General features: G+C 70.6%; 18 protein-coding genes. 13 read left to right on the top strand and 5 right to left on the bottom strand.

Translation table 11 applies throughout. The features are described from left to right. Positions 1 to 14: 14 nt before the first annotated feature. On the bottom strand, positions 15 to 1,271 hold the full coding sequence (locus CACI_RS17085; protein WP_012787636.1) for a cytochrome P450: 1,257 nt from the start codon (positions 1,269 to 1,271) through the stop codon (positions 15 to 17). 16 nt (positions 1,272 to 1,287) lie between these two features. After that, on the bottom strand, positions 1,288 to 3,519 hold the full coding sequence (locus tag CACI_RS17090; RefSeq protein WP_012787637.1) for a non-ribosomal peptide synthetase: 2,232 nt from the start codon (positions 3,517 to 3,519) through the stop codon (positions 1,288 to 1,290). Between the two features lie 175 nt (positions 3,520 to 3,694). Here CACI_RS17090 and CACI_RS17095 point away from each other — a divergent pair, with 175 nt between their 5' ends. From CACI_RS17095 to CACI_RS17140, 10 genes are read left to right on the top strand one after another with little or no spacing between them, the layout of a single operon-like run. Next, positions 3,695 to 6,532: an AMP-binding protein gene (locus CACI_RS17095; protein WP_012787638.1), complete on the top strand. Its 2,838-nt coding sequence runs from the start codon at positions 3,695 to 3,697 to the stop codon at positions 6,530 to 6,532. Further along, a complete protein-coding gene (locus CACI_RS17100) occupies positions 6,522 to 7,412 on the top strand; it encodes a chlorinating enzyme (RefSeq protein ID WP_012787639.1) in 891 nt (296 codons plus the stop codon). Before CACI_RS17095 ends, CACI_RS17100 begins: the two co-directional genes overlap by 11 nt. Positions 7,413 to 7,416: 4 nt before the next feature. Then, entirely contained in the window at positions 7,417 to 8,289 is an 873-nt protein-coding gene (locus tag CACI_RS17105) for an aspartyl/asparaginyl beta-hydroxylase domain-containing protein (RefSeq protein ID WP_012787640.1), read from the top strand. Further along, the gene (locus CACI_RS17110) at positions 8,286 to 9,011 is read left to right on the top strand and encodes a TenA family transcriptional regulator (protein WP_012787641.1); all 726 of its coding nucleotides are present in this window, start codon (positions 8,286 to 8,288) and stop codon (positions 9,009 to 9,011) included. Before CACI_RS17105 ends, CACI_RS17110 begins: the two co-directional genes overlap by 4 nt. A 10-nt stretch (positions 9,012 to 9,021) precedes the next feature. After that, complete coding sequence (locus tag CACI_RS17115) at positions 9,022 to 10,152, top strand: fatty acid desaturase (protein WP_012787642.1); 1,131 nt, start codon at positions 9,022 to 9,024, stop codon at positions 10,150 to 10,152. Next, positions 10,127 to 10,975, top strand: coding sequence for a PhzF family phenazine biosynthesis protein (locus tag CACI_RS17120; protein WP_012787643.1), 849 nt, complete (start codon positions 10,127 to 10,129; stop codon positions 10,973 to 10,975). Before CACI_RS17115 ends, CACI_RS17120 begins: the two co-directional genes overlap by 26 nt. Continuing rightward, positions 10,972 to 12,255: a cation:proton antiporter domain-containing protein gene (locus tag CACI_RS17125; protein ID WP_012787644.1), complete on the top strand. Its 1,284-nt coding sequence runs from the start codon at positions 10,972 to 10,974 to the stop codon at positions 12,253 to 12,255. Before CACI_RS17120 ends, CACI_RS17125 begins: the two co-directional genes overlap by 4 nt. Then, positions 12,252 to 12,443 carry an MbtH family protein gene (locus CACI_RS17130; RefSeq protein ID WP_012787645.1) on the top strand — a complete coding sequence of 64 codons (192 nt, stop codon included), beginning with the start codon at positions 12,252 to 12,254 and terminating at the stop codon, positions 12,441 to 12,443. The genes CACI_RS17125 and CACI_RS17130 overlap by 4 nt, the downstream gene beginning before the upstream one ends. Positions 12,444 to 12,459: 16 nt before the next feature. Beyond that, on the top strand, positions 12,460 to 13,236 hold the full coding sequence (locus CACI_RS17135) for a thioesterase II family protein (protein ID WP_012787646.1): 777 nt from the start codon (positions 12,460 to 12,462) through the stop codon (positions 13,234 to 13,236). Continuing rightward, complete coding sequence (locus tag CACI_RS17140) at positions 13,236 to 14,030, top strand: thioesterase II family protein (protein ID WP_012787647.1); 795 nt, start codon at positions 13,236 to 13,238, stop codon at positions 14,028 to 14,030. The genes CACI_RS17135 and CACI_RS17140 overlap by 1 nt, the downstream gene beginning before the upstream one ends. Positions 14,031 to 14,242: 212 nt before the next feature. On the opposite strand, the gene CACI_RS17145 is transcribed toward CACI_RS17140, so the two are convergent. Next, on the bottom strand, positions 14,243 to 14,560 hold the full coding sequence (locus CACI_RS17145) for a hypothetical protein (RefSeq protein WP_143765274.1): 318 nt from the start codon (positions 14,558 to 14,560) through the stop codon (positions 14,243 to 14,245). 198 nt (positions 14,561 to 14,758) lie between these two features. Then, complete coding sequence (locus CACI_RS17150) at positions 14,759 to 16,159, bottom strand: MFS transporter (protein WP_223297554.1); 1,401 nt, start codon at positions 16,157 to 16,159, stop codon at positions 14,759 to 14,761. Between the two features lie 189 nt (positions 16,160 to 16,348). On the opposite strand from CACI_RS17150, the gene vioD reads away from it, so the two are divergent. The 3 genes from vioD (at position 16,349) to CACI_RS17165 (ending at position 19,235) form a co-directional block, all read left to right on the top strand. After that, positions 16,349 to 17,491: a capreomycidine synthase gene (gene vioD, locus CACI_RS17155; RefSeq protein WP_012787650.1), complete on the top strand. Its 1,143-nt coding sequence runs from the start codon at positions 16,349 to 16,351 to the stop codon at positions 17,489 to 17,491. 384 nt (positions 17,492 to 17,875) lie between these two features. Beyond that, entirely contained in the window at positions 17,876 to 18,424 is a 549-nt protein-coding gene (locus tag CACI_RS17160; RefSeq protein ID WP_143765275.1) for a response regulator transcription factor, read from the top strand. Between the two features lie 229 nt (positions 18,425 to 18,653). Next, complete coding sequence (locus CACI_RS17165) at positions 18,654 to 19,235, top strand: dienelactone hydrolase family protein (RefSeq protein WP_012787652.1); 582 nt, start codon at positions 18,654 to 18,656, stop codon at positions 19,233 to 19,235. 64 nt (positions 19,236 to 19,299) lie between these two features. On the opposite strand, the gene CACI_RS17170 is transcribed toward CACI_RS17165, so the two are convergent. Then, positions 19,300 to 23,319, bottom strand: a complete 4,020-nt coding sequence (locus tag CACI_RS17170) for a non-ribosomal peptide synthetase (protein WP_012787653.1) — start codon at positions 23,317 to 23,319, stop codon at positions 19,300 to 19,302. Positions 23,320 to 23,325 lie beyond the last annotated feature (6 nt).

Below are 23,325 nucleotides of genomic sequence, written 5' to 3' on the forward strand. Positions count from 1 at the left end.
TGCGGCAGGCGTCCTCACCCCGTCTCCCGCCGCCGCGCCCGCCGCGTCACGCGGCACGGTAGCGTCGTGAAGCCGCGCTGGTGCGCCGACTGCACGCGCTTGGCGTTCTCGATGTCGATCTCGTACTCGGCCACCTCGGCGGCGGCTTCCTCGAGCACGATGCGGATCTCGGACTTGGCGAGTGCGCCGCCGAGGCAGTGGTGCGGGCCGGCGCCGAAGCTGATCATCTTGCGGGTGTCGCGGTCGATGTCGAAGACGTCGGGGTCGGTGAAGACGCGGTGGTCGCGGTTCGCCGAGGCGGGGAGCATCACCATGCGGACGCCTGCCGGGACCTGGACGCCGTGCATCTCCACGTCGCGGGTCACCGTGCGGGAGGTCATCTGGCTGCTGGAGTCGTAGCGCAGGGTCTCGTTCATCCAGTCGTCGAAGCGCCCTTCCAGGCCCGCGCGCTGGACGTCCGGCAGCCGCCAGCCGTGGTACCAGGCGTTGCCGATCAGTTTGCCGGTGGACTCGTTGCCGCCGGAGACCAGCAGGAACAGGAACGCCACGATCTCCGAGTCGGTGAGCTTGCCGCCGCCGGCGACCTCGGCCTCGCACAGCAGCGAGGTGAGGTTGTCTCCGGGATGCTTGCGCACCTCGGAGACCAGGTGCACGTAGTACGTCGCGAGCCGGAACGCCGCGGCCAGCGTCTCCTCCGAGCGCTCGTCGGACTCGTTGGCGCGCTTGGTCAGCCGGTCGGTGTCGAAGCGGATCAGATCCCAGTCGCTCTCCGGGACGCCGAGCATCTCGCAGACCACGTCGTTCGGCACGGCGGCGGCGTAGTCGGCGGCGAAGTCGACGTAGTCCCCGGACTCCAGCAGCGGGTCCAGCCGCCTGCGGCACAGCTCCCTGATGCGCTGCTCGCGCTGGATCACGCTGCGCGGCGTGAAGTCCTTGGACACCAGCCCGCGCAGCGTGCCGTGGTCCGGCGGGTCCAGGGCGAGGAAGAAGACGTTCTTGTACGCCTGCGGACCCCACAGCGCGGGCTCCAGCGAGATCCCGTTGCGGTTGGTGAACGTCGCCGGGTCGCGCAGCGCCGCGTCGACGTCGGCGTACCGGGACAGCGCGTAGAAGTTGCGCTCGGGGTTGTGGTAGACCGGCGCGTTCTCGCGCATCCAGGCGTAGATCGGATACGGGTCCTTCTGGACCTGGTAGGAGAACGGGTCGTAGTGGAACTCGGGTTCGGTGTCGGCTTCGGGCTCGGCCAGCAAGCCGGCTTCGTCAGTGCGCATGGTGGTGTACTCCGATCTATCCAGGATTCGGGGCGGCGGGTTCGGCGGGTTCCGCGTGTCCTTCGCGGATCGACTGCGCGACCTCGCGCACGCTTCCGGTCAGCAGCTTCAGCACCTCCGGCTTGACCCGCAGCTCGGCCACGCACGCGTCGATCACCGTGAACGCCAGCAGCGAGTGCCCGCCGAGCCCGGCGAAGGTGTCCAGCACGCTCACCGGACCGGACTGCAGCACCCGGCTGTAGATCCCGACCAGCCGCGCCTCCAACTCGTCCGCAGGCGGCACGATCGCGCGCTCCTCGCCGTCGGCGAAGCCCTCCCACACCGCCAGCAGCGCCGCGGTGTCGACCTTGCCGTTGACCGTCGCCGGGATCCTCGGGACCGCGACCAGCCGCTCGGGCCGCATGTGTTCGGCCAGGAGCGCGGCGGCGCGGCGCAGCACCTCGGCCGCCTCCGCCTCGCCGAACGTCCCCGGTTCGGCGGGTACGACGAAGGCGATCAGCCGCGCAGGCGTTCCGTGCGTGCCTTGAGTCCCGTGGACAGCCACCGCGCAGTCCACGACCGCCGGATCGGCGGCGAGCACCGACTCGACCTCGCCCGGCTCGACCCGCAGCCCGCGGATCTTCACCTGCCGGTCGATGCGCCCCAGATGCTCCAGCACGCCGTCGTCGCGATAGCGGCACAGGTCGCCGGTCCGGTACATCCGCGTACCCGGCGGTCCATAGGGGTCGGCGACGAAACGCTCCGCGGTCCGCGCCGGCGCGCGCCAGTAGCTCTGCGCCAGCCCTATCGGACCACTGATATACGCCTCGCCGGCCACCCCCACCGGCAGCGGCTCCAGATCCTCGCCGAGCACGCTCAACCGGAAGTGCGCCGCCGGACGCCCCAACGGCACCGGCACGCCGGGATCCGGATCCAGCGCCATATCCGTCACGGTCCCGGCTTCCGTCGGGCCATAGCAGTTCACGAGCACAGCGTCCGGAAGCGCACGGTAGAACGTGTCCCGGACCCGCGCCGTCACCGGCTCCCCGCCGCACAACGCCCACCGCAGCCGCGCCGCCGAGGCATCCACCTGCTCCAGGAACGGCGTCATCACCGTCGGCGCCAAGAACACGGTCGTCACACCGTGCTCCTCGACCAGCCGCGCCAGCCGCCGCGCGTCGCGATGCGCGCCGGGCTCGCAGACGATCAGGCGCGCGCCGTGGTACAGCGGCCAGAACAGCTCCCAAATGGAGACGTCGAACCCCGGCGAGGTCTTGAACACCGCGGCGTCGCCGGGTTCATACGGGTACTGACTCTGCATCCAGTCCAGATGTGCGAGCGCTCCATCGGTCGGATACGCGACGCCCTTGGGACGCCCGGTAGAGCCTGACGTGTAAAGGATATTGAGAATCGCAGTACCCGGATTCGCGCTCACCGCCACGGGCGGATCGCTCGCCGGCTGCTCCTGCCACTGCGCCGCGTCGGCTTCGAGATCGATGACTCGCCAACCGCCCTCCGGCACGCGCGACCGGCTCGCCGGATCGGTGAGCACATGCGTCGGCGCGCAGTCGGCGAGCATGTAGCCCAGGCGCGCGTCGGGCAGGTCCGCGTCCAGCGGCACGTACGCGCAGCCCGCCTTCACCGCCGCGTAGATCGCCACGACTTGCGGCACACCGCGCTCGGCGCAGATCGCGACGCGGCTGCCAGGACCGGCGCCAGTCGAACGCAGGAAGTGCGCGAGCCGATTCGCGCGCTCGTTCAGCTCCCGGTAGCTGACGTGCTCCCCGGAAGCGGCGACCAACGCCACCGCCTCCGGCGTCCGCGTCGCCTGCTCCTGGAACGGCTCGGCCATCGTCCGATGCAGCACCTGCGGCACGCGATGCGGGTTCAGCTCGTACAGAATCCGCCGGCGCTCCTGTTCGGAGAGCAGCGGATGCGCCGACATCGGCAGCTCCGGCGCGGCCATCGCACACGCCAGCAGGTGTTGGAACGCCCGAGCCCACGCCAGCGCGGTCGGCGAGTCGGCCGAATCGGTCATCGACTCCACATACAGCCGCCGGCCGTCCTCGGAGACCAGCAGCGCGGCGTCGGCGGGACCGGCGTCCGGCGGCGGCAGCACGCGCTCGTGCTCGCCGTGGATCAGGCGCACGCGCCGCGCCAGCCGCCGGGCCAGCTCCTCGGCGCACGCCGCCAGGACGTCCGGCGGGCAGGCGGGGACGGCGACCGGGCCGACGCATTCGGACGGCGCCGGACGGAGGCTGCTGCTCACGCGCGCTCCCGGGTGGTTCGCAGGGTGTGTCAGGGCTTTTCAGTCAACGGAATCGCCGCCCCCGCCCGGCAGTCGCTCTTTCACGTGACTGCTGTCCGGGCACGGCCGTCCATAGGTTTCGGTGCGAGAGCCGCACCCCGCCTTCAGCGGTGTGCCCGGATCCGATGGGCGCTTGATGGTGAGACAGAACCAGACCCCTTACGACCTCGTCCGCGCCGTGGCGCGCGCCGACGGCGACCGCGCCGCGCTTGTCGACCCGGCCGGCGCCGGGGCGCAGCTGTCGTACGCGGAGCTGATCGCCCGCACCGAGACGCTGGCGCGCCGGCTGCGGGAGCACGGCGTGGGCGCCGAGCAGCCGGTCGCCGTCGTGCTGGAGCGCGGGGCGGACACTGTGGTGGCGATGCTGGCGGTGCTCGCCGCCGGCGGCGTCTACTGCCCGCTGGACGTCTCGGCGCCGGACGCGCGGCTGACCGCGGTCGTGGAACTGCTCGGGGCGAAGGTCGCGCTGACCGACGCGGCGCACGCCGGCCGGCTGCCCGCCGGGGTGGACGCGCTGCGGCTGGAGGCCGTATCAGCAGCCTCAGTTACTGCCTCAGGCGCCGCCTCAGACTCAGGCACCGCCTTGGACTCAGCCTCGGGCTCAACCCCAGCCTCAGCCGCGGACTCAGGCACCGCCTCGGACTCGAACTCAGCCTCAGCCTCGGACTCAGGCACCGGCTCAGCCTCAGCCTCGAACTCGGCCTCGGACACCGGAGCCCTCGACCCCGACTCAGCGTTCGAGCCCGCCGCACCCACCCCGGACTCCCTCGCCTACGTCCTCTACACCTCCGGCTCCACCGGCGTCCCCAAGGGCGTGGCGATGACCCACCGCGGTCTGTCCCGCCTCATCAGCTGGCAGACCGCCTCCGGCGCTCCGGGACTGCGCACGCTCCAGTTCACCGCGACCTCCTTCGACGTCACCTTCCAGGAAGTGCTCTCCACCCTGGCCACCGGCGGCTGCCTCGTCGTCGCCGGCGAGCAGGTCCGGCGCGATCCGGCGCTGCTGCTGGAGACGATCGTCAAGGAGCGGATCCAGCGCCTCTTCCTGCCCTACGTCGCCCTGCAGCTCATGGCGGTCACCGCCGCGCGGCTGGCGATCGTCCCGGAGAGCCTGGAGCACGTCGTCACCGCCGGCGAGCGCCTGGTCGTCACCCCCGCGATCCGCGACCTGTTCACCACGCTGCCGCACTGCCGTCTGGACAACCACTACGGACCCACCGAAGCGCACCTGGTCACCAGCCAGACCCTGCCGCAGGACCGCGCCGCCTGGCCGGACGTCCCCGGCATCGGCGCCCCGGTCGCCGGCGTCGCCTGCCATGTCCTCGACGAGCGGCTGCACGCAGTGCCCGATGGCGAGGTCGGCGAACTCTACGTCTCAGGACCCTGTCTGGCGCGCGGCTACCTCGCCGACCCGGCACGCACCGCTGAGCGCTTCGTTGCCGACCCCGGCGCCGACGCACCGGGGGAGCGTTGGTACCGGACCGGTGACCTGGTGCGCCGCATCGCCGATGGGACCTATGAATTCCTCGGCCGCGCCGACGGTCAGCTGAAGGTGCGCGGGTTCCGCGTCGAGCCCGGCGAGGTCGAGACCGCGCTGACGAGCCACCCGCGGGTCCAGGCCGCCGCCGTCGGACTGCGGCAGATCGAGGACGGGATCTCGATCCTGGTCGGATACCTCCAGACCGACGGCGCCGTCTCGCAGCGGGAGATCGGCGATCATGCCAGGGCACTGCTACCCGCCTACATGGTGCCCTCGCGCTACCTGACCGTGCCCGCACTGCCGCGCACCGGAACCGGCAAGGTCGACACCCGGGCGCTCGCCGAGATCGCGCTGCCCGACGCCGCCGATTCCTCCGACGCCGCCGACGCTGCCGACCCCGACCAGCTCCCCTTGTCCGACCTCATCACCGCTCTATGGATCCGCGTCCTCGGCCACGACGAATTCGACCCCGACGACGACTTCTTCGACGTCGGCGGCGACTCCCTGCTCGCCACCTGGGTAGCCGCCGAGCTGGGGCAGATGCTCGGCCGCCCGGTCGAGTTGTCGCTGTTCCTGGAATACAGCACCGTCGAAGACCTCGCCGAAGCTCTCGGCTCGCAGGGCTCTGCGACCGCGACAGGAGCGGCACTGATCGCGGGATCCTCACGCAGCTCAGCTTCGCAGATCGTCACCCTGCGCCCCGGACCGTCCGGCCGCAGTCTGTACCTGTTCCACCCGCTCGGCGGCGAGCTGATCTGCTACCGCGAGCTGGCCCGCGCCAGCCGTGCCCCGGTCCGCGTCCTCGGCGTCGGCTGGAGTGGCGCGCCGCCGGAGTACGGCGCCACGCTGGAGGACATCGCCCGCGTGCACGTCGAGCAGCTGCTGGTCATCCAGCCCGACGCGCCGTTTCTATTGGCCGGGTGGTCCTTCGGCGGCGTGCTCGCCTTCGAAGTCGCCCGGCAGCTCACCGCGGCCGGCGCGAGCGTGGACTTCCTCGGGCTGATCGACGCCAACCCGGTGATCGACCCCATCACCGGGCTGCCGCTGGCGGACACGCCGTTCCTGGGCGTGCTGGACGAGGTGGTGACGCTGCTCGACGCACCCGGGACCACCTCCGCCGATCTCACGGCTCTGACATCCGGCGACACCTGGCTCCAGCTCATGGGCGCGCCGATCGCCCCCGGCGCCTCAAGTACGTATCTGCGGACCGCGCTGGACACCGCCCGAGCGTGTATGTGGGCTGCGATGCGCTACCAGGCGCGCCGCCACGACGGCCCGATCGACGTGTTCCAGGCCTCCGGGTCCGGGGCGGATCGGCAGGAAGCGCTGGCCGGGGCGATCCGCAGCCTGGCCGGCGGCGCGTTCCGGACGGTCGCCGTCCCCGGCGGCCACTGGGCGTGCATCAGGGCGGAGGACGGGGCCGAGACGGCCAGGGCACTGGATGCCGCGCTCGAGCGCGTCGGCGCGGCGGGGAGTGGGACGCATGGATCTTGAGACCGACCGGAAGACCTTCGCCGAGCAGGGGTTCATCGGACCGTTCACGCTCTGGGAGCCCGAGGAGATGACCGCGTGGTGGAAGACGCAGCGCAAGGCGCTGCTCGACCCCGCCAAGAGCGCCCGCAAGGTGTTCGACAACCCCGTGAACTACGACCGCCACCTGGACATCCCCGGACTCAGTTCCCTGATCACCGAGCCGGAGATGGTCCGCCGGATGCAGGCGCTGATCGGTCCGGACGTGCTGTGCTGGCGCACCGAGTTCTTCCCCAAGAACCCCGGCGACTCCGGCACCGGCTGGCATCAGGTCGAGACCTACGCCATCGGCGAGACCTCCGAGGGCATGCTGGAGGCCACCGAGCACTCCGACGGCGTGCCGATGGAGCTGACGTGCTGGGTCGCCTTCACCGAGGCCACCAAGGAGAACGGCTGCATGCGGCTGATCCCCGGCAGCCACCGGCAGTGGCGCTACGACGAACACGCGCCGATGAAGTGGAACGGCGCGGCGCGCGACAACTCCTTCTTCGGCTACAACTACGAAGACATCAAGATCGACAAGAACTGGGACCCGGACGCGCAGGATGTCCGGGACGTGGAAATGCGCCCCGGGCAGTTCATCATCTTCACCGCGCGCACCATCCACGGCTCCCGCCCGAACACCGCCAACCGGCAGCGTATGGGGCACGCGATCCGCGTCGTCCCCACGCACGTCCGCGTCTACGGCGGCATGACCGGGTTCGACGAGTTCGGACACCACTTCGACCTGGCGCGGCACGGCTGCGTGCTGGTCGCAGGACAGGACGACTACGGGCTCAACCGGCTCGCACAACACAACGCGTGGGGCGACCGGTTCACCCCGCTCGACCGGATGGCGGTGTGAAGCGATGCGCACGCAGTACGTGGCCGCTCTCGAGCTGGACGAGGGACGCCTGGCCAAGGACCTGGAGACCAGCGCCTCCTTCAACTACTCCGAGGCCTACAGCAACTACCTGATCGGCGGACCGTGGAAGAGCGCCATGCTCTACTCCGCCGGCGGCGACGCCGGGGACGGTCTGCTCACCGACTACGACTACCGGCAGAGCTCTGATTTCACCGACTACGGACGGCAGATGCCGTATCTGCAGGAGCTGATCAGCACCTCGGTGGACCTGAGCCGGCTCACCTTCGTCCGCCTGGCGCGCTTCGCCAAGAGCGTCATCGTCCCGCACCGCGACTTCCTGGAACTCGAGGAGATCCCCGAGGACAAGCGCTCCGCGCACCGCCTGCACATCCCGCTGGCGACCCACGAGGAGTGCTTCTTCAGCGAGGACAACGTCGTCTACCGGATGCGCGCCGGCGAGCTCTGGTACTTCGACGCCTCCCGCATCCACTCCGTCGTCTCCTTCGCCGAGGAGCCCCGGATCCATCTCATCTTCGACTTCGCCGACCGCCCCGGTGCCGGATCCCTGGTCACCGTGCCCGGCGAGCCCGAGGGCGCCGGCGTCCCGGCGGCCTCGGCGGTGGACCGGCCGCAGCTGTCCGACGCCGAACGCGCCGCGCTGGCCCGGCTGGCCGACGTCCTCACCATGGACACGTTCAGCGAGATCTTCTCCGTCCTGGTCAAGAAGCACTTCCGCCGCGACGGCGGCGAGCACTTCGTCTGGGACACCCTCACCGCGCTCGCGCGCGCCTGCCCGGACCCGGCGGTCCTTCCGCACACGCAGGAGCTGCGGCGGTACTTCACATTGGAGCGACCCTCAGGGAGTGGACAAGCATGACCGCGACGTCGTTCGGCGACCGCCTCGCCGACAGCCCCGTCTACAAGAGTTTCTGCGACCACCGGTTCTTCGCCGCGGTGGACACCGCGGAGTTCTCCAAGGAGCAGGCTGAAATCCTCATCGAGCAGTGGTGGCATCCGCTGCACTACTTCCCCACCTTCCTGGCGCGCTGCGTCTCGGTCCTGCCGGACATCGCCTCCAAGAGCGCGATCACCGCGATCCTGAACCAGGAGACCGGCGGCGGGCGCGTGGACCGCGCCCACGAGATCATCTACACCGAGTCGATGGACAAGTGCGGCTTCAGCGCCGCCAAGGTCACCGGCACCGATCCCTACCCGGAGACCGCCGCGCTGGTCGAGGGCTACCGCTCGGCATCGGAGCAACGCGAGTCCGCCCTGGGCTTCATCTTCGCCACCGAGACCACCGACCTGCTCATGGTTTCCTCCATCGGCAAGGCGATCCAGCGCACCACCGGCGTCACCGACAACGAGTGGGTCGACATCCACATCATGCAGGAGCCCGATCACGTCGAGGAGGCGAACCACGCGCTGACCGCGGACTTCACGCCCGAGGCAGAGCAGGCGGTGCTGGACGCCGCCGACCGGATGTGGCAGCTGTGGACCGAGTTCTTCGACCGCCTCGCCTCGGAAGCAGGAGTGGCGGCAGCGGCGGGAGCAGCCGGAGCCGCGGACGCGTCGGGGACCACCGGAACGCCGGCCTGAGGATCGCATCATGACCGACGTGCGGGCGACCTATCTCCGCTTCCCCGCATGGACGCAGCACTTCTGGACCTGGCAGACCGGCAAGGCTCTGCCAGGCCAGAAGCCGCTCCTGCGGCACACCTGGGCAAGCTACCTGACGTTGACGCTGGCCCTGTTCCTCGGCGGACTGGCGGTCAGCGCCACCGCTGTGGCAGCCGAGTATCCCTACTGGTATCTGGCGTTGCTGGCCGGCTGGTTCCTGACCGTGTGCGGCGCGCGCATGATGGTGCTCGTCATCGCCCACCAGGCGCTGCACCGCCGGTTCTCCGGCACGGCGGCGCGCGACGGGTTCTGGGGCGAGACCGTCACGGTCCTGAGCGTCTTCCACACGTTCCGCGAGTTCAAGGAAGAACACTTCGACAACCACCACCGGCGCGAGATCTTCGCCACCGAGGCCGATCCGCCGGTACAGTTCCTGGAAGCACTCGGCTTCCGTCCGGAGATGAGCCGGGACCAGCTGTGGCGCCGGGCGTGGATCGTGTTCTTCTCCCCGGCGTTCTACGGCCGCAACGCCTACGGTCGGCTGCGCAGCAACATCGTCAACGGCCGCGTCCGCAAACTCGGCGTGCTGATCTGGCTCGGCGGATGGCTGTCGGTGCCGTTCTGGGCGCCGCACGGCGGCTGGGTTCTGCTGCTGGCGTTCGTGATCCCGGTGATCCTGTTCGCGCAGCTGTCCGCGCTGCTGGACCGGCTCGGCGAGCACGAGTGGCTGGCGCCGCGCGTCCCCGAGTACGGACACCGCTTCTACACCGCCGCCAACACCTCGGCGCGGTTCTGCGGCGCCCCGGTCCCGGCCCGGCACACCCCGCTGGCGCGGCAGAGCGCGCAGTGGCTGCGCTGGAGCGTCGCAACACTCTGCTACCACGTCCCGGCCAGGCTGCTGGTCATCGTCGGCGACCTGCCCAACCACGACTACCACCACCGGTACCCGTCCACCCCGGAGTGGACGACGGCCGCCTATGCCCGCCAGCGCGACATCGACTCCGGCCGGGACGGCGGACCGCCGTACCAAGAGGTCTGGGGCGTGGGCGCGGCGATCGACCGCCTCTTCCGGAGCTGGGAGGGTTCCCCGACCGATGAACCGACCTATTCCCATCGTTGACACCTTCGCCGACGCCCGGTTCGCCGGGAACCCGGCCGCCGTCGCGGTGTGTCCGGAGTTCCCGGACGCCGCCGTGATGCAGGACGCGGCGCACCGCATCGCCGTGCCCACGACCGCGTTCGTGGTGCCGGACCCGGAGCGGCCCGCGGTGTACCGCATCCGCTGGTTCACCCCGCACGCCGAGATCAACCTGTGCGGGCACGCGACGATCGCGAGCACCCGGTGCTTGTCCGATCTGCCGGAGAACGCCGGCGTCGACCGGTTGGAGTTCGTCTCCGCCAACGGCGTGCTGTTCACTCAGTGGGCTGACGGCCTTGTCGCCATCGACCTGCCCGCCGACCCGCCAGTGCCCTGCGATCCGCCGCCGGAGCTGTTGGCGGCGCTGCGGGTGGGGGAGGGGACCGGGATCGGTGTCGTCGGCTGCGCGTTGTCCAGCGACGACGTGCTCGTCGAGCTGGAGTCGCCGGAAGCGGTCGCGGCGGTGCGTCCGGATTTCGAGGCGCTGGGACGGCTTCCGTACCGGGGCAACGTGGTCACGGCACGGGACGCCTCCGATTCCGACGTCGACTTCGCCTCGCGGACCTTCTTTCCCTGCTACGGCGTGAACGAGGACCAGGTCTGCGTCACCGCGCACTGCAAGCTCGCGCCGTTCTGGGCGCGCAAGCTCGGCCGGGCGCGGCTGACCGCGATCCAGCCCAGCGCGCGCGGCGGACGGCTGGAGGTCGAGGATCTGGGGGAGCGGGTGCTGGTGCGGGGGAGCGCCGTGCTGCGTCCGGAGCCCGCGGTGGTCGGCGTCGGCGAGCTGTTCGGGGCGGTCCGGTGACCCTTCCCGCTCATCTGCCGGTCCTGCTCGGTGACCTCGTGCTGATCATCGCGGTCGCGCGCCTGCTCGGCGCTGCGGCGACGCGACTGGATCAGCCTGCTGTCATCGGCGAGATCGTCGGCGGGATCCTGCTCGGCCCGACGCTGCTCGGTCACTACAGCTCGACGGTCTTCTCCGCCGCTGTGCGGCCGACGCTGTCGGACGTCGCGAACGTCGGCGTCTGCGTGTTCATGTTCGGCATCGGGGTCGAGCTGGATCACCGGCTGCTGCGCGGGCAGGCGCGGACGGCTGCGACGGTCGCGCTCGGCGCGATCGCGGTGCCCTTCGGGTTCGGTGTGCTGCTGGCGCTCTATTTGGTGCGGCATCATCCGACCACGCACCACGCCGGGTTCGTGCTCTTCATGGGGACGGCGATGTCGGTCACCGCTTTCCCGGTGCTGGCGCGCATCCTCACCGACAAGAAGCTGCTGCGGACGCCGATCGGCGGGTTGGCGATGGCGTGCGCGGCGTTCGGCGACGTGCTGGCGTGGACGCTGCTGGTGATCTCGGTCGCGCTGGCGCGGGCGGACGGGCATCCGTGGCGGTTGCTGTGGGTGGTTCCGTATCTCGCGGTGATGGTCGGTGTGGTGCGTCCGGGGGCGGCGCGGTATGCGCGGCGTCATGACGGTACCGGGCAGGGCGTCACGCGGCCCGCGAACCTGCTTGTGCTCGCCGCGGTCGCGGTCGGGCTCGCCGCCTCGGCGGTGGCGACCGACCGGATGGGACTGCACCAGATCTTCGGCGCCTTCCTGTTCGGCGTGGTGCTGCCGCGCGAAGGAGTCGCGGCGGTGCGTGAGCGCGCCCTGCCGTGGATCACGAAAGTCAGCGCCCTGCTGCTGTTGCCGGTCTTCTTCATCGTCGCCGGCTTCAAGGTCGATCTGCGCCACCTCGACGGCACCGACGTCGGCGAGCTGGCGTTGATCCTGCTGGTCGCGATCGGCGGCAAGCTGCTCGGCGGCTTCGGCGCGGCGCGTGCCCTCGGGGTCAGCCGGCGGCACTCCGCGGTCCTGGCCGTGCTGCTGGACACCCGCGGGCTCACCGAGCTGATCGCGCTGTCGGTCGGCGTCCAGGCCGGCGTGCTCGACGCCCGACTCAATGCCCTGATGGTGGTGATGGCCGTGGTCACCACCACCCTGACCGGCGTGCTGCTGCGCCGGGTCTATCCCCCCGAACGCGTGCGCCTCGACGCCGAGCGCGCCCGTGCCGACCATCCCCGCATCCGACAGGAGCCGACACCATGAACCCCTTCGACGATCCCGAGGGCACCTTCCTCGTCCTCGTCAACGACGAGGAGCAGCACTCGCTGTGGCCGGCGCACCTCGACGTCCCGGCCGGCTGGCGCGGCGTCCACGGCTCGGACACGCGTGAGGCGTGCCTGGCGTACGTGGAGGAGCACTGGACCGACCTGCGGCCGCTGAGCGCGCGGTGAGACGCGGGTGACCGCGATGTCCCCGAAGCCCGCGGCGTTCTCTGCTTCCGGCGGCGGGTCCCGCCCCGCCGCCGCGAAGTCCCGCTGGCTGCCGCGCGCCCCGTCGCCCGCGGCAGCCGCCCGCGTCTTCGCCATCCCCTACGCGGGCTGCGGCGCCGGGCTGTACCGCAACTGGCCGCGCGGACGCGGCGCCGTGGAGTTCCTGCCGGTCGAGCTCCCCGGCCGCGAGACCCGGCTCGGCGAGCCGATGCCGGGCTCGTTCCAGGAGCTCGGCGCGGCGCTGGTCGAGGGGATCGCGCCGTATCTGGACGTACCCTTCGCATTGTTCGGGCACTGTTGGTCGGCGCTGGCGGCGTACGAGGCGGCGGTGCAGCTGGCGCTGGCCGGACTGCCCGCGCCGAGCCGGCTGTTCGTCTCTTCCCAAGTCGCACCCCAGGACGGACCGGTTGGGCGGATGCTGGGGATGGCGCAGGAGGAGATGGCCGAGGAGCTGGCGACGACTATCAGGGCCCTGGGTGGGCAGCCGCATCCGGAGCTGCTGGCGATCTACGCCGAGGTGCTGCGCGCTGATGTGGACGTCAGCAAGCGCTACATCGTGCCCGATCCGCCGCGGCTGTCCTGCCCCATCACCGCGATCGGCTGGAGTCAGGACACTGAGGTCCCGGCGGACCGGATGGCAGGTTGGACGGCTTGCGGCAGCACCGTCTTCGAGGTCTTCCAAGGACACCATCACCGGTTCCTGGACGCGCCTCCGGAACTGATCGGGATGCTGGGCGCGGACGTGGGGGTCTGATGGGCGGCGAGACGAGGATCGGCGACGCACAGGACGGCGACCGGTGGTTCAAACGCTTCCGCCGCGGCAGCTCCTCCGACGTCCGGCTGTTCTGCCTGCACCACGCGGGCGGCACAGCGGCCCTATTCCGCGACTGGCCGCGACTGCTGCCCCCGGAGATCGAACCGGTCGCCGTCCAATTCCCAGGACGCGCCGACCGGTTCCGCGAAACACCGCTGCGAACCATGCGCGATCTGGTGGACGCCCTACTGCCGGCGATCCTGCCCTGGCTGGACCGCCCCTACGCCTTCTTCGGCCTGAGCATGGGCGCCAAGTCCTCATGGGCCCTCACCCACGCCCTCCGCGAAACCGACGCCCCACTCCCACTGGCCCTATACCTGGCGAGCGCAGCCGCCCCAGCACTGGTCGAAGGCCGCACCGACTGGGACAACCTCGCCGACACCGAACTCGTCGCCTACCTCACCAGCATGGAAGGCACCCCACCCGAAGTGCTGGAACACCCCGAACTCCTACAGATGCTGTTGCCAACACTGCGCGCAGACCTCCAACTGATCGACACCTTCCGCTTCGAACCACAAAAACCCCTCGACCTCCCCATCCGAGCCTTCGCAGGCCTCGACGACGTCGAAGGCCCACCCACCCGCATGGCCGAATGGCGCACCGAAACCACCGGTCCCTTCACCCTCGACACCATCACCGGCGGCCACTTCTTCGACCCCCCCGGCCTGGCGCGCGTCACCAGAACGGTCGCCGAGGACCTGCTGCGCGAGGCCGACCGCGCGGGGTGGGAGTAGCGGGCTGCTCGAGCGGCGCGGGGCGGTGTGGTGCGCGAGCGGCTTGGCCGCGCCGGCTGCGGCTTTTGTGGTTTTCAGAAGCTTTTTACGGCTTCGCGCACGGTTTGATGGCCTCGCAGGGGGCGCAGTTCGGTGGTACGTGCCTGGCACGCTGGCGGCCGGCGGTTGCAGAGTGCCCCACCGCGCACACATAAACCATGAGCGAATGGCTTCTAAAGCCGAGCGCTCGCGCCCCTCCGCTGCGCCACGAGCGCGAACGCGTTCGGCAGCTGTCCTTGCCACGCGGCGGCCGTGACGCCTCCCGGTCGCCAGAAAGGCTCGGCGTACTCTGCGACGTGTCGTAGCTCCAGGTCTGTCGCGAGGACCGCGTTGATGATCTCCGCGAAGGTCGCCTGCGACTCCACCGCGCCGCGGGCGGGGAACGAGTCGTTGACGTGCGAGCGTTCGAAGTAGCCGCGGTCGGGGCGGATGCGGGGCTCGTCCTCGTCCCAGGTCCACAAGGGTGCCGCTCGGCGACCACGTAGCGGCACGCCATCTCCAGCTCGTCGGCACGCCTTTGCGCCGCCATCGCTGCCACCTGGCCGATCCACGCCGACGACCTGGCTTGCGCCCTCGTTGATCAGGGCTATGTCCTCGCCTGGGTCAGTAGTTCCTGATATTCGCGGACGTGCTTCTGCGAGGCTGCTTCCCACGCCTCTCGGTTGTGCCGAACATGCGCTTCCACGGATCTATTGTGTCGAAGCCGCCGCCGGATCCGTCACCTCATCGCCGGCAACACCATCATCGTCGGCAACGCCGTCCGCCATCTCCTCCGGCGCCTCCGACATGACGTCCGGCAGCTCCTCCTCCACATGCCTCAGCGGCCGATACAACGCCGCCAGCCCGACCGTGACCGCCAACAGCACACCCATCACCATCAACAGAAACGCGATCCCGCGCCCCGTCCCGTCGCCGACCAGCGTGCGGAACGTCGAGGATCCGACGTGCCGGCGGCCGACCCAGGGCTCGAAGATGTCGTCGGCCAGCGGGCCGGCCAGGACGTAGGCGACCAGCTGCGGAGTGAACGTGATCATGTTCTTCAGTGCGGAGACGCGGCCCAGCAGCTGCGGTTCCACCTTCGTCTGCACGATGCTCTGGCTCGGCGCGATGATCAGCGGCGCCGCGCCCAGGAACAGGAACGCCGCCAACGCGACCAGCGCCACGTTGGGGCGCAGCGACCCCAGGACGATCGCCCCGCCCATGACGAGTGAGAACAGGTACATGCCCCGTACCCGCCGCTTCGGCCCGCCCCACACGCTCATCACCAGGCTCGTGAGCAGCATCCCCGCCGCGCCGATCGACATCACCGCACCCAGGCCGCGCGCCGAGGCGAAGTCCAGCACCAGCGGCGTGATCACGACATCCGCGACCCCGATGAAGAAGCTGATCGCGCCCAGGTAGCCCATCATCGCCAGCAGGCCGCGCCGGGCGGCGACGTAGCGCCACCCCTCCTTGAAATCACCGGTGAGCGTCGACGGCTCGGAAGTTTCAGCAGCCTGATCGTCGCGGCGCGCACCGGGAATGCGCACGACCAGAAGCGTGGCGATGGCGAAGCCGAAGGACAGGCAGTCCATCAGCACCACGCCCTGCACCTTGATCGCCAGCAGCAGCGCGCCCGCCACGACCGGTCCCAACACGCCACTGGCCGCCGAGGCGAACATGCGCATCCCGTTGGCGCGCCCGAGGTCCTTCTTGGCCACCAGGGCCGGGACCGAGGCCTCGAACGCCGGCATCTGCATCGCGGTCAGCACCGAGGTCAGCGAGACCACGAAGTACACGTGCCACCAGCGGAAAGTGTGGGTCGCCAACAGGATCGCCAGCACCAGCATGATCAGCATGCAGCCGATGTTCGACTCCAGCAGCGCGCGGCGCGGGCCGCGGCGGTCCACCAGGGCGCCGGCCATCGGCGAGACCGCGATCAGCGGCAGGAACGACAGGGCGTAGACCAGCCCGATCTTCGTCACCGAGCCGGTGAGCTGGTAGACGTACACGCCGAGGGCGAACCCGGACAGCGCCGAGCCGACCAGCGACAGGAGTTGGCCGCTCCAGAGAATCAGGAACGTGCGAAAGCCGGAAGCGTATACCTTCACTGCGGACCATCCCTTCCCGTCGTCGCCGAAAAGGTACGAGCCGGGGCGCTTCGCGTCGTGTCCCGTGAACCGGGGGCGGGTCCTGTCTTCAGGGGACATCCACTGTCATGTCCAGGCGGTTAGCGTCGCTGTGGCGAATGCACCGTTCATTCCCGTGCCGCCCCATCTGCCAGACGAGGACCGTTCCGCATGGATTTCGCCGTCGCCAAGCTCGAAGCCTGGATGCGCAGCTACTACCACACCGTTGATTTCGACATCGGCAGCAGCGGGGTCCGGGACCTCTCGATCGAGGAACTGTGCACGCTGTGCGATCTGGACCTGTTGTCGCTGAAGGACATGCCGATCCGGGACAGCGAGAGCTACGGCGGATCCGGGCTGCGCGCCGCCCTGGCCGACCGCTGGACCGGCGGGGACGTGCGGCCGGTGATGGTGACGCACGGCTCCAGCGAGGCGATCTACCTGGTGATGCACCTGGCGCTGGAACCCGGGGACGAGATCGTCGTCGTCGACCCGGCCTACCAGCAGCTCCACGACATCGCCGCCTGGCGCGGCGTGAAGGTCACCCGCTGGCCGCTGCTCGCCGCCGACGGCTTCCGCGCCGACCTCCCGGCGTTGCGCGAGCTGGCCCGCAGCCGCCCGAAGATGATCGTGGTGAACTTCCCGCACAATCCGACCGGCCGCTCCGTGACCTCCGAGGAACAGTCGCAGATCATTGAGATAGCCGCCGAGGCGGGCGCGTGGCTGGTATGGGACAACGCTTTCGGCGAGCTCACCTACACCGCCGACCCGCTGCCGCTGCCCCTGGCGCGCTACGACCGCAGCATCTGCTTCGGCACGCTGTCCAAGAGCTACGGACTGGCCGGACTGCGTGTCGGCTGGTGTCTGGGCCCTGAGGAACTGCTCGCGCGGATGGCCCTGCTGCGCGACTACATCGCCCTGTACGTCTCCCCGGTCCTGGAGTTCTTCGCCGAGCAGGCGGTCCGGCACGCCGACCGCATCGTCGGCATGCAGCGCGAGCACGCCGCCGGCAACCGGCAGCGGCTGCTGGACTGGGCCGCGGCCCGCCCCGGGCAGGTGCGCCTGGCGCCACCGGACGGCGGCGTCGCGGCGTTCGTGGAGTTCCCCCAGCACGGCGACGTCACCGATCTGTGCCGCCGCATGGCGGAGGAAGAACGGGTCCTGCTGGTCCCCGGGTCGTGTTTCGGCGACGCCTACGCCGGCTGCGTCCGGCTGGGGTTCGGCGGCTCCGTGACCGAGCTGACCACAGGTCTGGAGCGCTTGGGAACGCTGCTGGACCGCACCGCGGACGCCGGCCGGCCGCGCCGCCCCTGAGCGCCGGTTTGGCCGGTAGCGGGCATAACAGGGGTCTTATCACCTCGGAAGCAGGAAATACCGATGACGATGCCACCGTCGCCGTCGCCGAGCCGGATCCGCGCGCCCCCGGCCCGCGCCGGTCTTCGCCGTGCCGCCTGCGCGGTCGTCGGCGAAATGTCGCGATGCCTGGCTGTTCTCGCAGATCGGCGACCCACCGCCGCCGAAGGCTCCAGCCGGCATCTTCGCCGTTCCACGGTAGCGGCTGCAATGTACTTCCAGCGGACGCATTGGGAGAACGAAGTGATCCGAGCCGACTTACTCTCCAGTTCGCCAATTTATCTCGTCGGGTTAATCCAGATCCTCAAGGACGCCGGGATCACAGTCGTCTCCGTCAGGACCGTTGTGGATTCCGAGCCCTTCTGGGTCGCGGATGTGATCGTCGTGGACGCCGAGACGCTCCCCGGGGACGACCCGCGCCCGGTCGCGGCGATGGCCGCCTGCGCGCCGGTACTGATCGTGAACCACGACCACGTCGTGGAGCCGGAGGCCTACCTGCGGGCCGGCGCCGCCGGCGTGGTCGAGCGGCGCGAGCCCGGCGAGTGCATCGCCAATGCCGTCCGGGCGGTGGCGGCCGGCATAGCGATAGCACCGTGCACCTGCACAGCAGCCGAGCAGCTCAGCGCTCCCGCGGACGCCGAAGCCGACCCCGAGGCCGGCGCCGGCGGGCTGTCCGGCCGCGAGGCCCAGGTCCTGCGGCACATCTCGCTGGGCCTGACCCACGGGCAGATCGCCACCCGGCTGGGCATCAGTCCGCACACGGTCGACACGTACGTGAAGCGGATCCGCAGCAAGCTCGGCGCGGGCAACAAGGCCGAGCTCACCCGCGCGGCCCTGCTCGGGCGCGACCACAAAGCGGCGCGGCCGGCCCTCCGGGGCGGCCGCACCGCCTGAGGCACGACGTCGCACTACGACGAGCACGACCACGCACGAGGGCACGAGGAGCACGCACGAGGGCACGACGACGCGCGGCGGCGCGGCGCCGTCCGCGACGCACACGCGGACGCCGCCGCGCCGCCGTTCTCTCGACGCCGTTGTCGCCGACAGTGTAGTGCGAACCACTATCCGTTAGATTGATCCGGTACGTCCGGAACCCCCGGACCCGGCTGGAAGGAGCGCGGCAATGGCCGACGTGGTCCTGTTCCACCACGCTCAAGGGCTCACCACCGGCGTCACGGCCTTCGCGGACACCCTCCGCGCCGCCGGCCACGACGTCCACACCCCCGACCTGTTCGAAGGCCGGACCTTCCCGAGCCTGGAGGAGGGCGTCGCCTACGCCGAAGGAGTCGGCTTCGGCGAGATCGTCGAACGCGGCGCCCGCGCCGCCGACAAGATCGGCGGCGACCCCGTCTACGCCGGCTTCTCCCTCGGCGTCCTCCCGGCGCAGATGCTCGCCCAGACCCGCCCCGACGCGCGTGGCGCACTGCTGTTCCATTCCTGCGTACCGGTCTCGGAGTTCGGCTCGGAGTGGCCCGAGGCGGTGCCGGGACAGATCCACGCGATGGACGCGGACCCCTTCTTCGTCGGCGACGGCGACATCGACGCCGCCCGCGCGCTGACCGCCGCGGACCCGGGAGTCGAACTGTTTCTCTATCCGGGGCAGCAACATTTGTTCGCCGACAGCTCGCTGCCTTCTTATGACGCCGCCGCCACCGCCGTGCTGACGCGGCGGGTTCTGGAGTTCCTGCTCGCTGTGCCTGCGTGAGGACGGCGCCCGGGAGGGCGGCGGGATGCCATCCGGCGGGGGAGTGTCATCCGTCGGGGGAGTGTCATCCGGCGGTTGCTTCGCCGACACCGCCGTTCTCCTCTGCATCTCCCGTCAACGCGGCCACGATGATCTCGGCGACGGCGTCGGGCTGCTCCTGATGGAAGTAGTGCCCGCCGCCCTCGACCGAGACCGCCTCGACCCCCGCGCCGAACCGCTCCCACAGCCGGTAGCGCCGCTCGGGTCGCGGCGTCATCGGATCGGCGCTCCCGGACAGGAACGTGATCGGGGTGGCGAGCGGCTCGGTGCGCCCGGAAAGCCAGTGCTCTGAGAAATACCGGCCGCCCTCGGCCACGTCGTGCCGAAACGCGCGCATCACGAACGCCAGTTCCTCGTCCTCCACCACGCCGTCGAACCCGCCGATCCGGCGCAGGTAGCGCATCTCGGCCCGGTCGGCACGCCGTCCGCCGCCGGTCGTCCCGACCGACGCCGCCGAGATCCGCCAGAGCCCGGCACGGACCAGCGCACCCACCGTCGCCCTGACCGCGCGCCCGAACCACCCCGGCTGGCCGAACGGATAGGCGCCGCCGAGGAACAGCCGCTGCACCGGCCGCCCGGACTCCTCCAGGCAGCGCGCCAACTCCACGGCGAGCGCGACGCCGGCGCAGTGCCCGTACACCGCCACCGGCCCGTCGACGACCTTCGCCACCGCTTCGGCGGCGTCGCGCGCTACGTCCTGGATCGGCCGGGGTTCGTCGTCGGCGCCGAGCTCGTGCCCGGGGACGGCGAGCGCGAGTAGCGCCAGCCCCTCGGGGAGCGCGTCGGCGAGACGGCGGTAGGTGATGGCGCTGCCGCCGCCGTACGGGACGCACACCAGGTTCCCTGCGGCCGGCCGTGCGCCGGTGAGCCGGACCAGCCGTCGATCCTCCTCCGGCGGCGGACCGTCCAGCGCCGCCGCCAACTCCCGCACACTCGGATGCGCACCGAGCAACGCGACACTGGCGCCCTCGATGCGGCGGATGGCACGGACCGCGTCGAAAGACGTGCCGCCGAGATCGAAGAAGCCCACAGCGGCATCGACCTCCGCCAAACCGAGCACGTCGCGGAAGACGTCGGCGACGGCTTGTTCGCGCACCGTGGTCGGAACCGCAGAGTGCTCGGCGACTGCGGCGCTGGACGGATCGGGGAGTGCGGCGCGCAGCAGCTTTCCGTTGTGAGACAAGGGCATCACGGGCAGAACGGTGATCGTCGCCGGCAGCATATAGCGGGGAAGGCGGGTGCGGAGGTGGTCGCGGAGCGCCGCGACATCGAGGCCTGATTTCCCAGTAGCCACTGCCGTCACATATGCCGCCAGCCTCGGCCCGCCAGGCGCCTCCCGCACCACGACAGCCGCCTCCTTCACGGCTGGATGTGCCGCAAGCGCCTGCTCGACCTCACCCGGCTCCACCCGGTACCCGTGAATCTTGACCTGCCGATCCACCCGCCCGAGGAAGTCCAGCGCCCCGTCCGGCAGCCGTCGCACCCGGTCGCCGGTGCGGTACAGCCTCCCGCCGTCACCCGCCAGCGGATGCGCGACGAACGCCGCCGCCGTCAGCCCTGGACGTCCCACATACCCGCGCGCCAGCTGCACGCCAGCCAGATACAGCTCACCCGGCACGCCGTCCGGCGCCTCAGCCAGCCGCCGGTCCAGGACGTACGCCCGCGTATTCGCGATCGGCTCCCCGATCGGCACGATCCCCGCCTCCGCCACCGGACGCGCGCAGTCCCACCAGGTGACGTCCACCGCCGCCTCGGTCGGTCCGTACAAGTTGTGCAGCTCGGTGTGCGGCAACGCTTCGCCGAAGCGCTCCGCCAGCGGATACGACAGCGCCTCGCCGCTGCACACCACCCGCCGCAGCCCGCACTCCGCAGCCTTCGGCTCGTCCAGGAACAGCTGCAGCATCGAGGGCACGAAATGCGCGGTCGTGACCGCCTGACGCTCGATCACCTGCGTCAGATACTCAGCATCCTGATGCCCGCCCGGCCGCGCCAGCACCATCGTCGCCCCGGCGATCAGCGGCCAGAACACCTCCCACACCGACACGTCGAAGCCAAAAGGTGTCTTCTGCAACACTCGATCTTCCGACGTCAGCGCAAACGTGTCCTGCATCCACAGCAACCGGTTCACGATCGCACGATGGCTGATCGCGGCGCCCTTAGGACGCCCAGTCGAGCCGGAGGTATAGATGACATACGCGGTGTCATCACTGCGAGCCGCAGAGACCCCAACCAGCTCCGAGACCTCCGCAACATCCTCCAGAATCAGAACCCTGCCACCCCCGCCACCCCACACAACCTCGGCACACCCCCGCTGCGCCAGCACCACCCGAGCCCCCGCCTCACCAACCATGAACGCCAACCGCTCACCCGGCAACGTCGGCTCCAACGGCAAATAAGCGGCACCCGCTAACCCCACCCCCACCAGCGCCGCCACCATCTCCACCGACCGCTCGGCACAGACGCCGACCACATCCCCCCGCCCAACCCCCGCAGCAACCAACGCGGCCGCCACACCCCGAGCCCGCCCAGCCAACTCCCGATACCGCACCCGCCCACCCTCGCCCCCAACCACCGCAACGGCATCAGGCGCCACCGCCACCCGCCGCTCGAACAATTCGGGCAACGTGCAGCCAGCATCTGGGAACACAGTCACAGGGCCTTGCGATGTGAGCCCGCCGCCAGCCCCAGCTCCGGACCTGGCGTCGACTCCGCCGCGGGCACCGCCACCCCGCACCAACCCCGCCGCGACCTCCTCAACCCGCCCCGCCCCCGCCATCCCCACCAGCGCCGCCCGGAAGTCCTCCAGCATCCGCTCCGCCGCCCCCGCCGCGAAGCGATCCCGGTGCCAGCGCAGCCGCAGCGAGAAGGTCGGCTGCGGCGTTACCAGCAGCACCAGCGGCTGGCTCGTCTTCTCGAACACGTCCAGCGGTACCAGGGTCGGCAGCCCGGGGATCGGCGTCGTTCCCATCGCGAGTGAGTAGTTGTCGAAGATCACCAGGCTCTCGAACAGCGGCTGCCCGCCCGGCGCTCCGATCCAGCTCTTCACCTGTGACAGTGGGCTGAATTCGTACCTGCGCACCGCCGCGTACTCCGCCTGCATCCGCTGCAGCCAGGGCCCGAGCTCCCCGGCGTCGGGCACCGCCACCCGGACCGGCAGGGTGTTGGTGAACAGCCCGACCATCTGTTCCACCCGCGGCAGCTCCGGCGGGCGGTTCGAGCTGGTCACGCCGAACGTGACCTCCGCCTCGCCGCTGTACCGCTGGAGTACCAGCGCCCACGCGGCGTGTAGCAGGGTGTTGAGCGTCACCCGATGCGCGGCCGCCGCCGCTCGCAGCCGCGCCTCCGCACCCGACGGCAGCTCCACCGCGTGCTCGGCGACCGGTCCGACCTCCGCGCCCGGATCGGCGGGACGCAGCGGACCCAGCCGCGTCGCGCCGCTCCAGCCCGATAGCGCCTCGGCCCAGAAAGCGCGCGCCGCATTCAAATCCTGCCGACGCAGCCAAGCGATGTAGTCCCCGAACGGCGGCGCCGCCTCCGGCTCCGGCAGCCCGGCCGTCGCCGCCAGATAGCGCCCCAGCACATCCCCCATCAGCACCGGCGTCGACCATCCGTCGAGCAGCAGCAGGTGGTGCGTCCACACCAGCCCGTGGCTGTCGTCGCCGAACCGGATGACATGCAGCCGCTGCAACGGCGGCGAAGCCGGATCGAACCCGGCCGCCCGATCCTCGCCCAGCAACGCGTCGAACCGGTCCACCGCGTCCGGCGCGCCGCTCCAGTCGTGCCGCGTCACCGCCGGCGGCATCTCCCGATGCACACGCTGCACCGGATCCGCCGCGCCCTCCCAGTGGAACGACGTCCGCAGCACGCTGTGCGCCCGCGTCGCCGCCTCCCACGCCGCCACCAGCGCGTCGGCGTCCAGCGGCCCGTCGATCAGGAAGCTGCGCTGGTTGACGTAGCTGTCGGAGTCGCCGTCGTACAGGCTGTGGAACAAGATCCCCTGCTGGAGCGGAGACAGCTCGTACTGGTCTTGGATCTCAGAACTCATCGATGC

It is taken from the genome of Catenulispora acidiphila DSM 44928 (assembly GCF_000024025.1).
In the GTDB taxonomy this organism is placed as follows: domain Bacteria; phylum Actinomycetota; class Actinomycetes; order Streptomycetales; family Catenulisporaceae; genus Catenulispora; species Catenulispora acidiphila.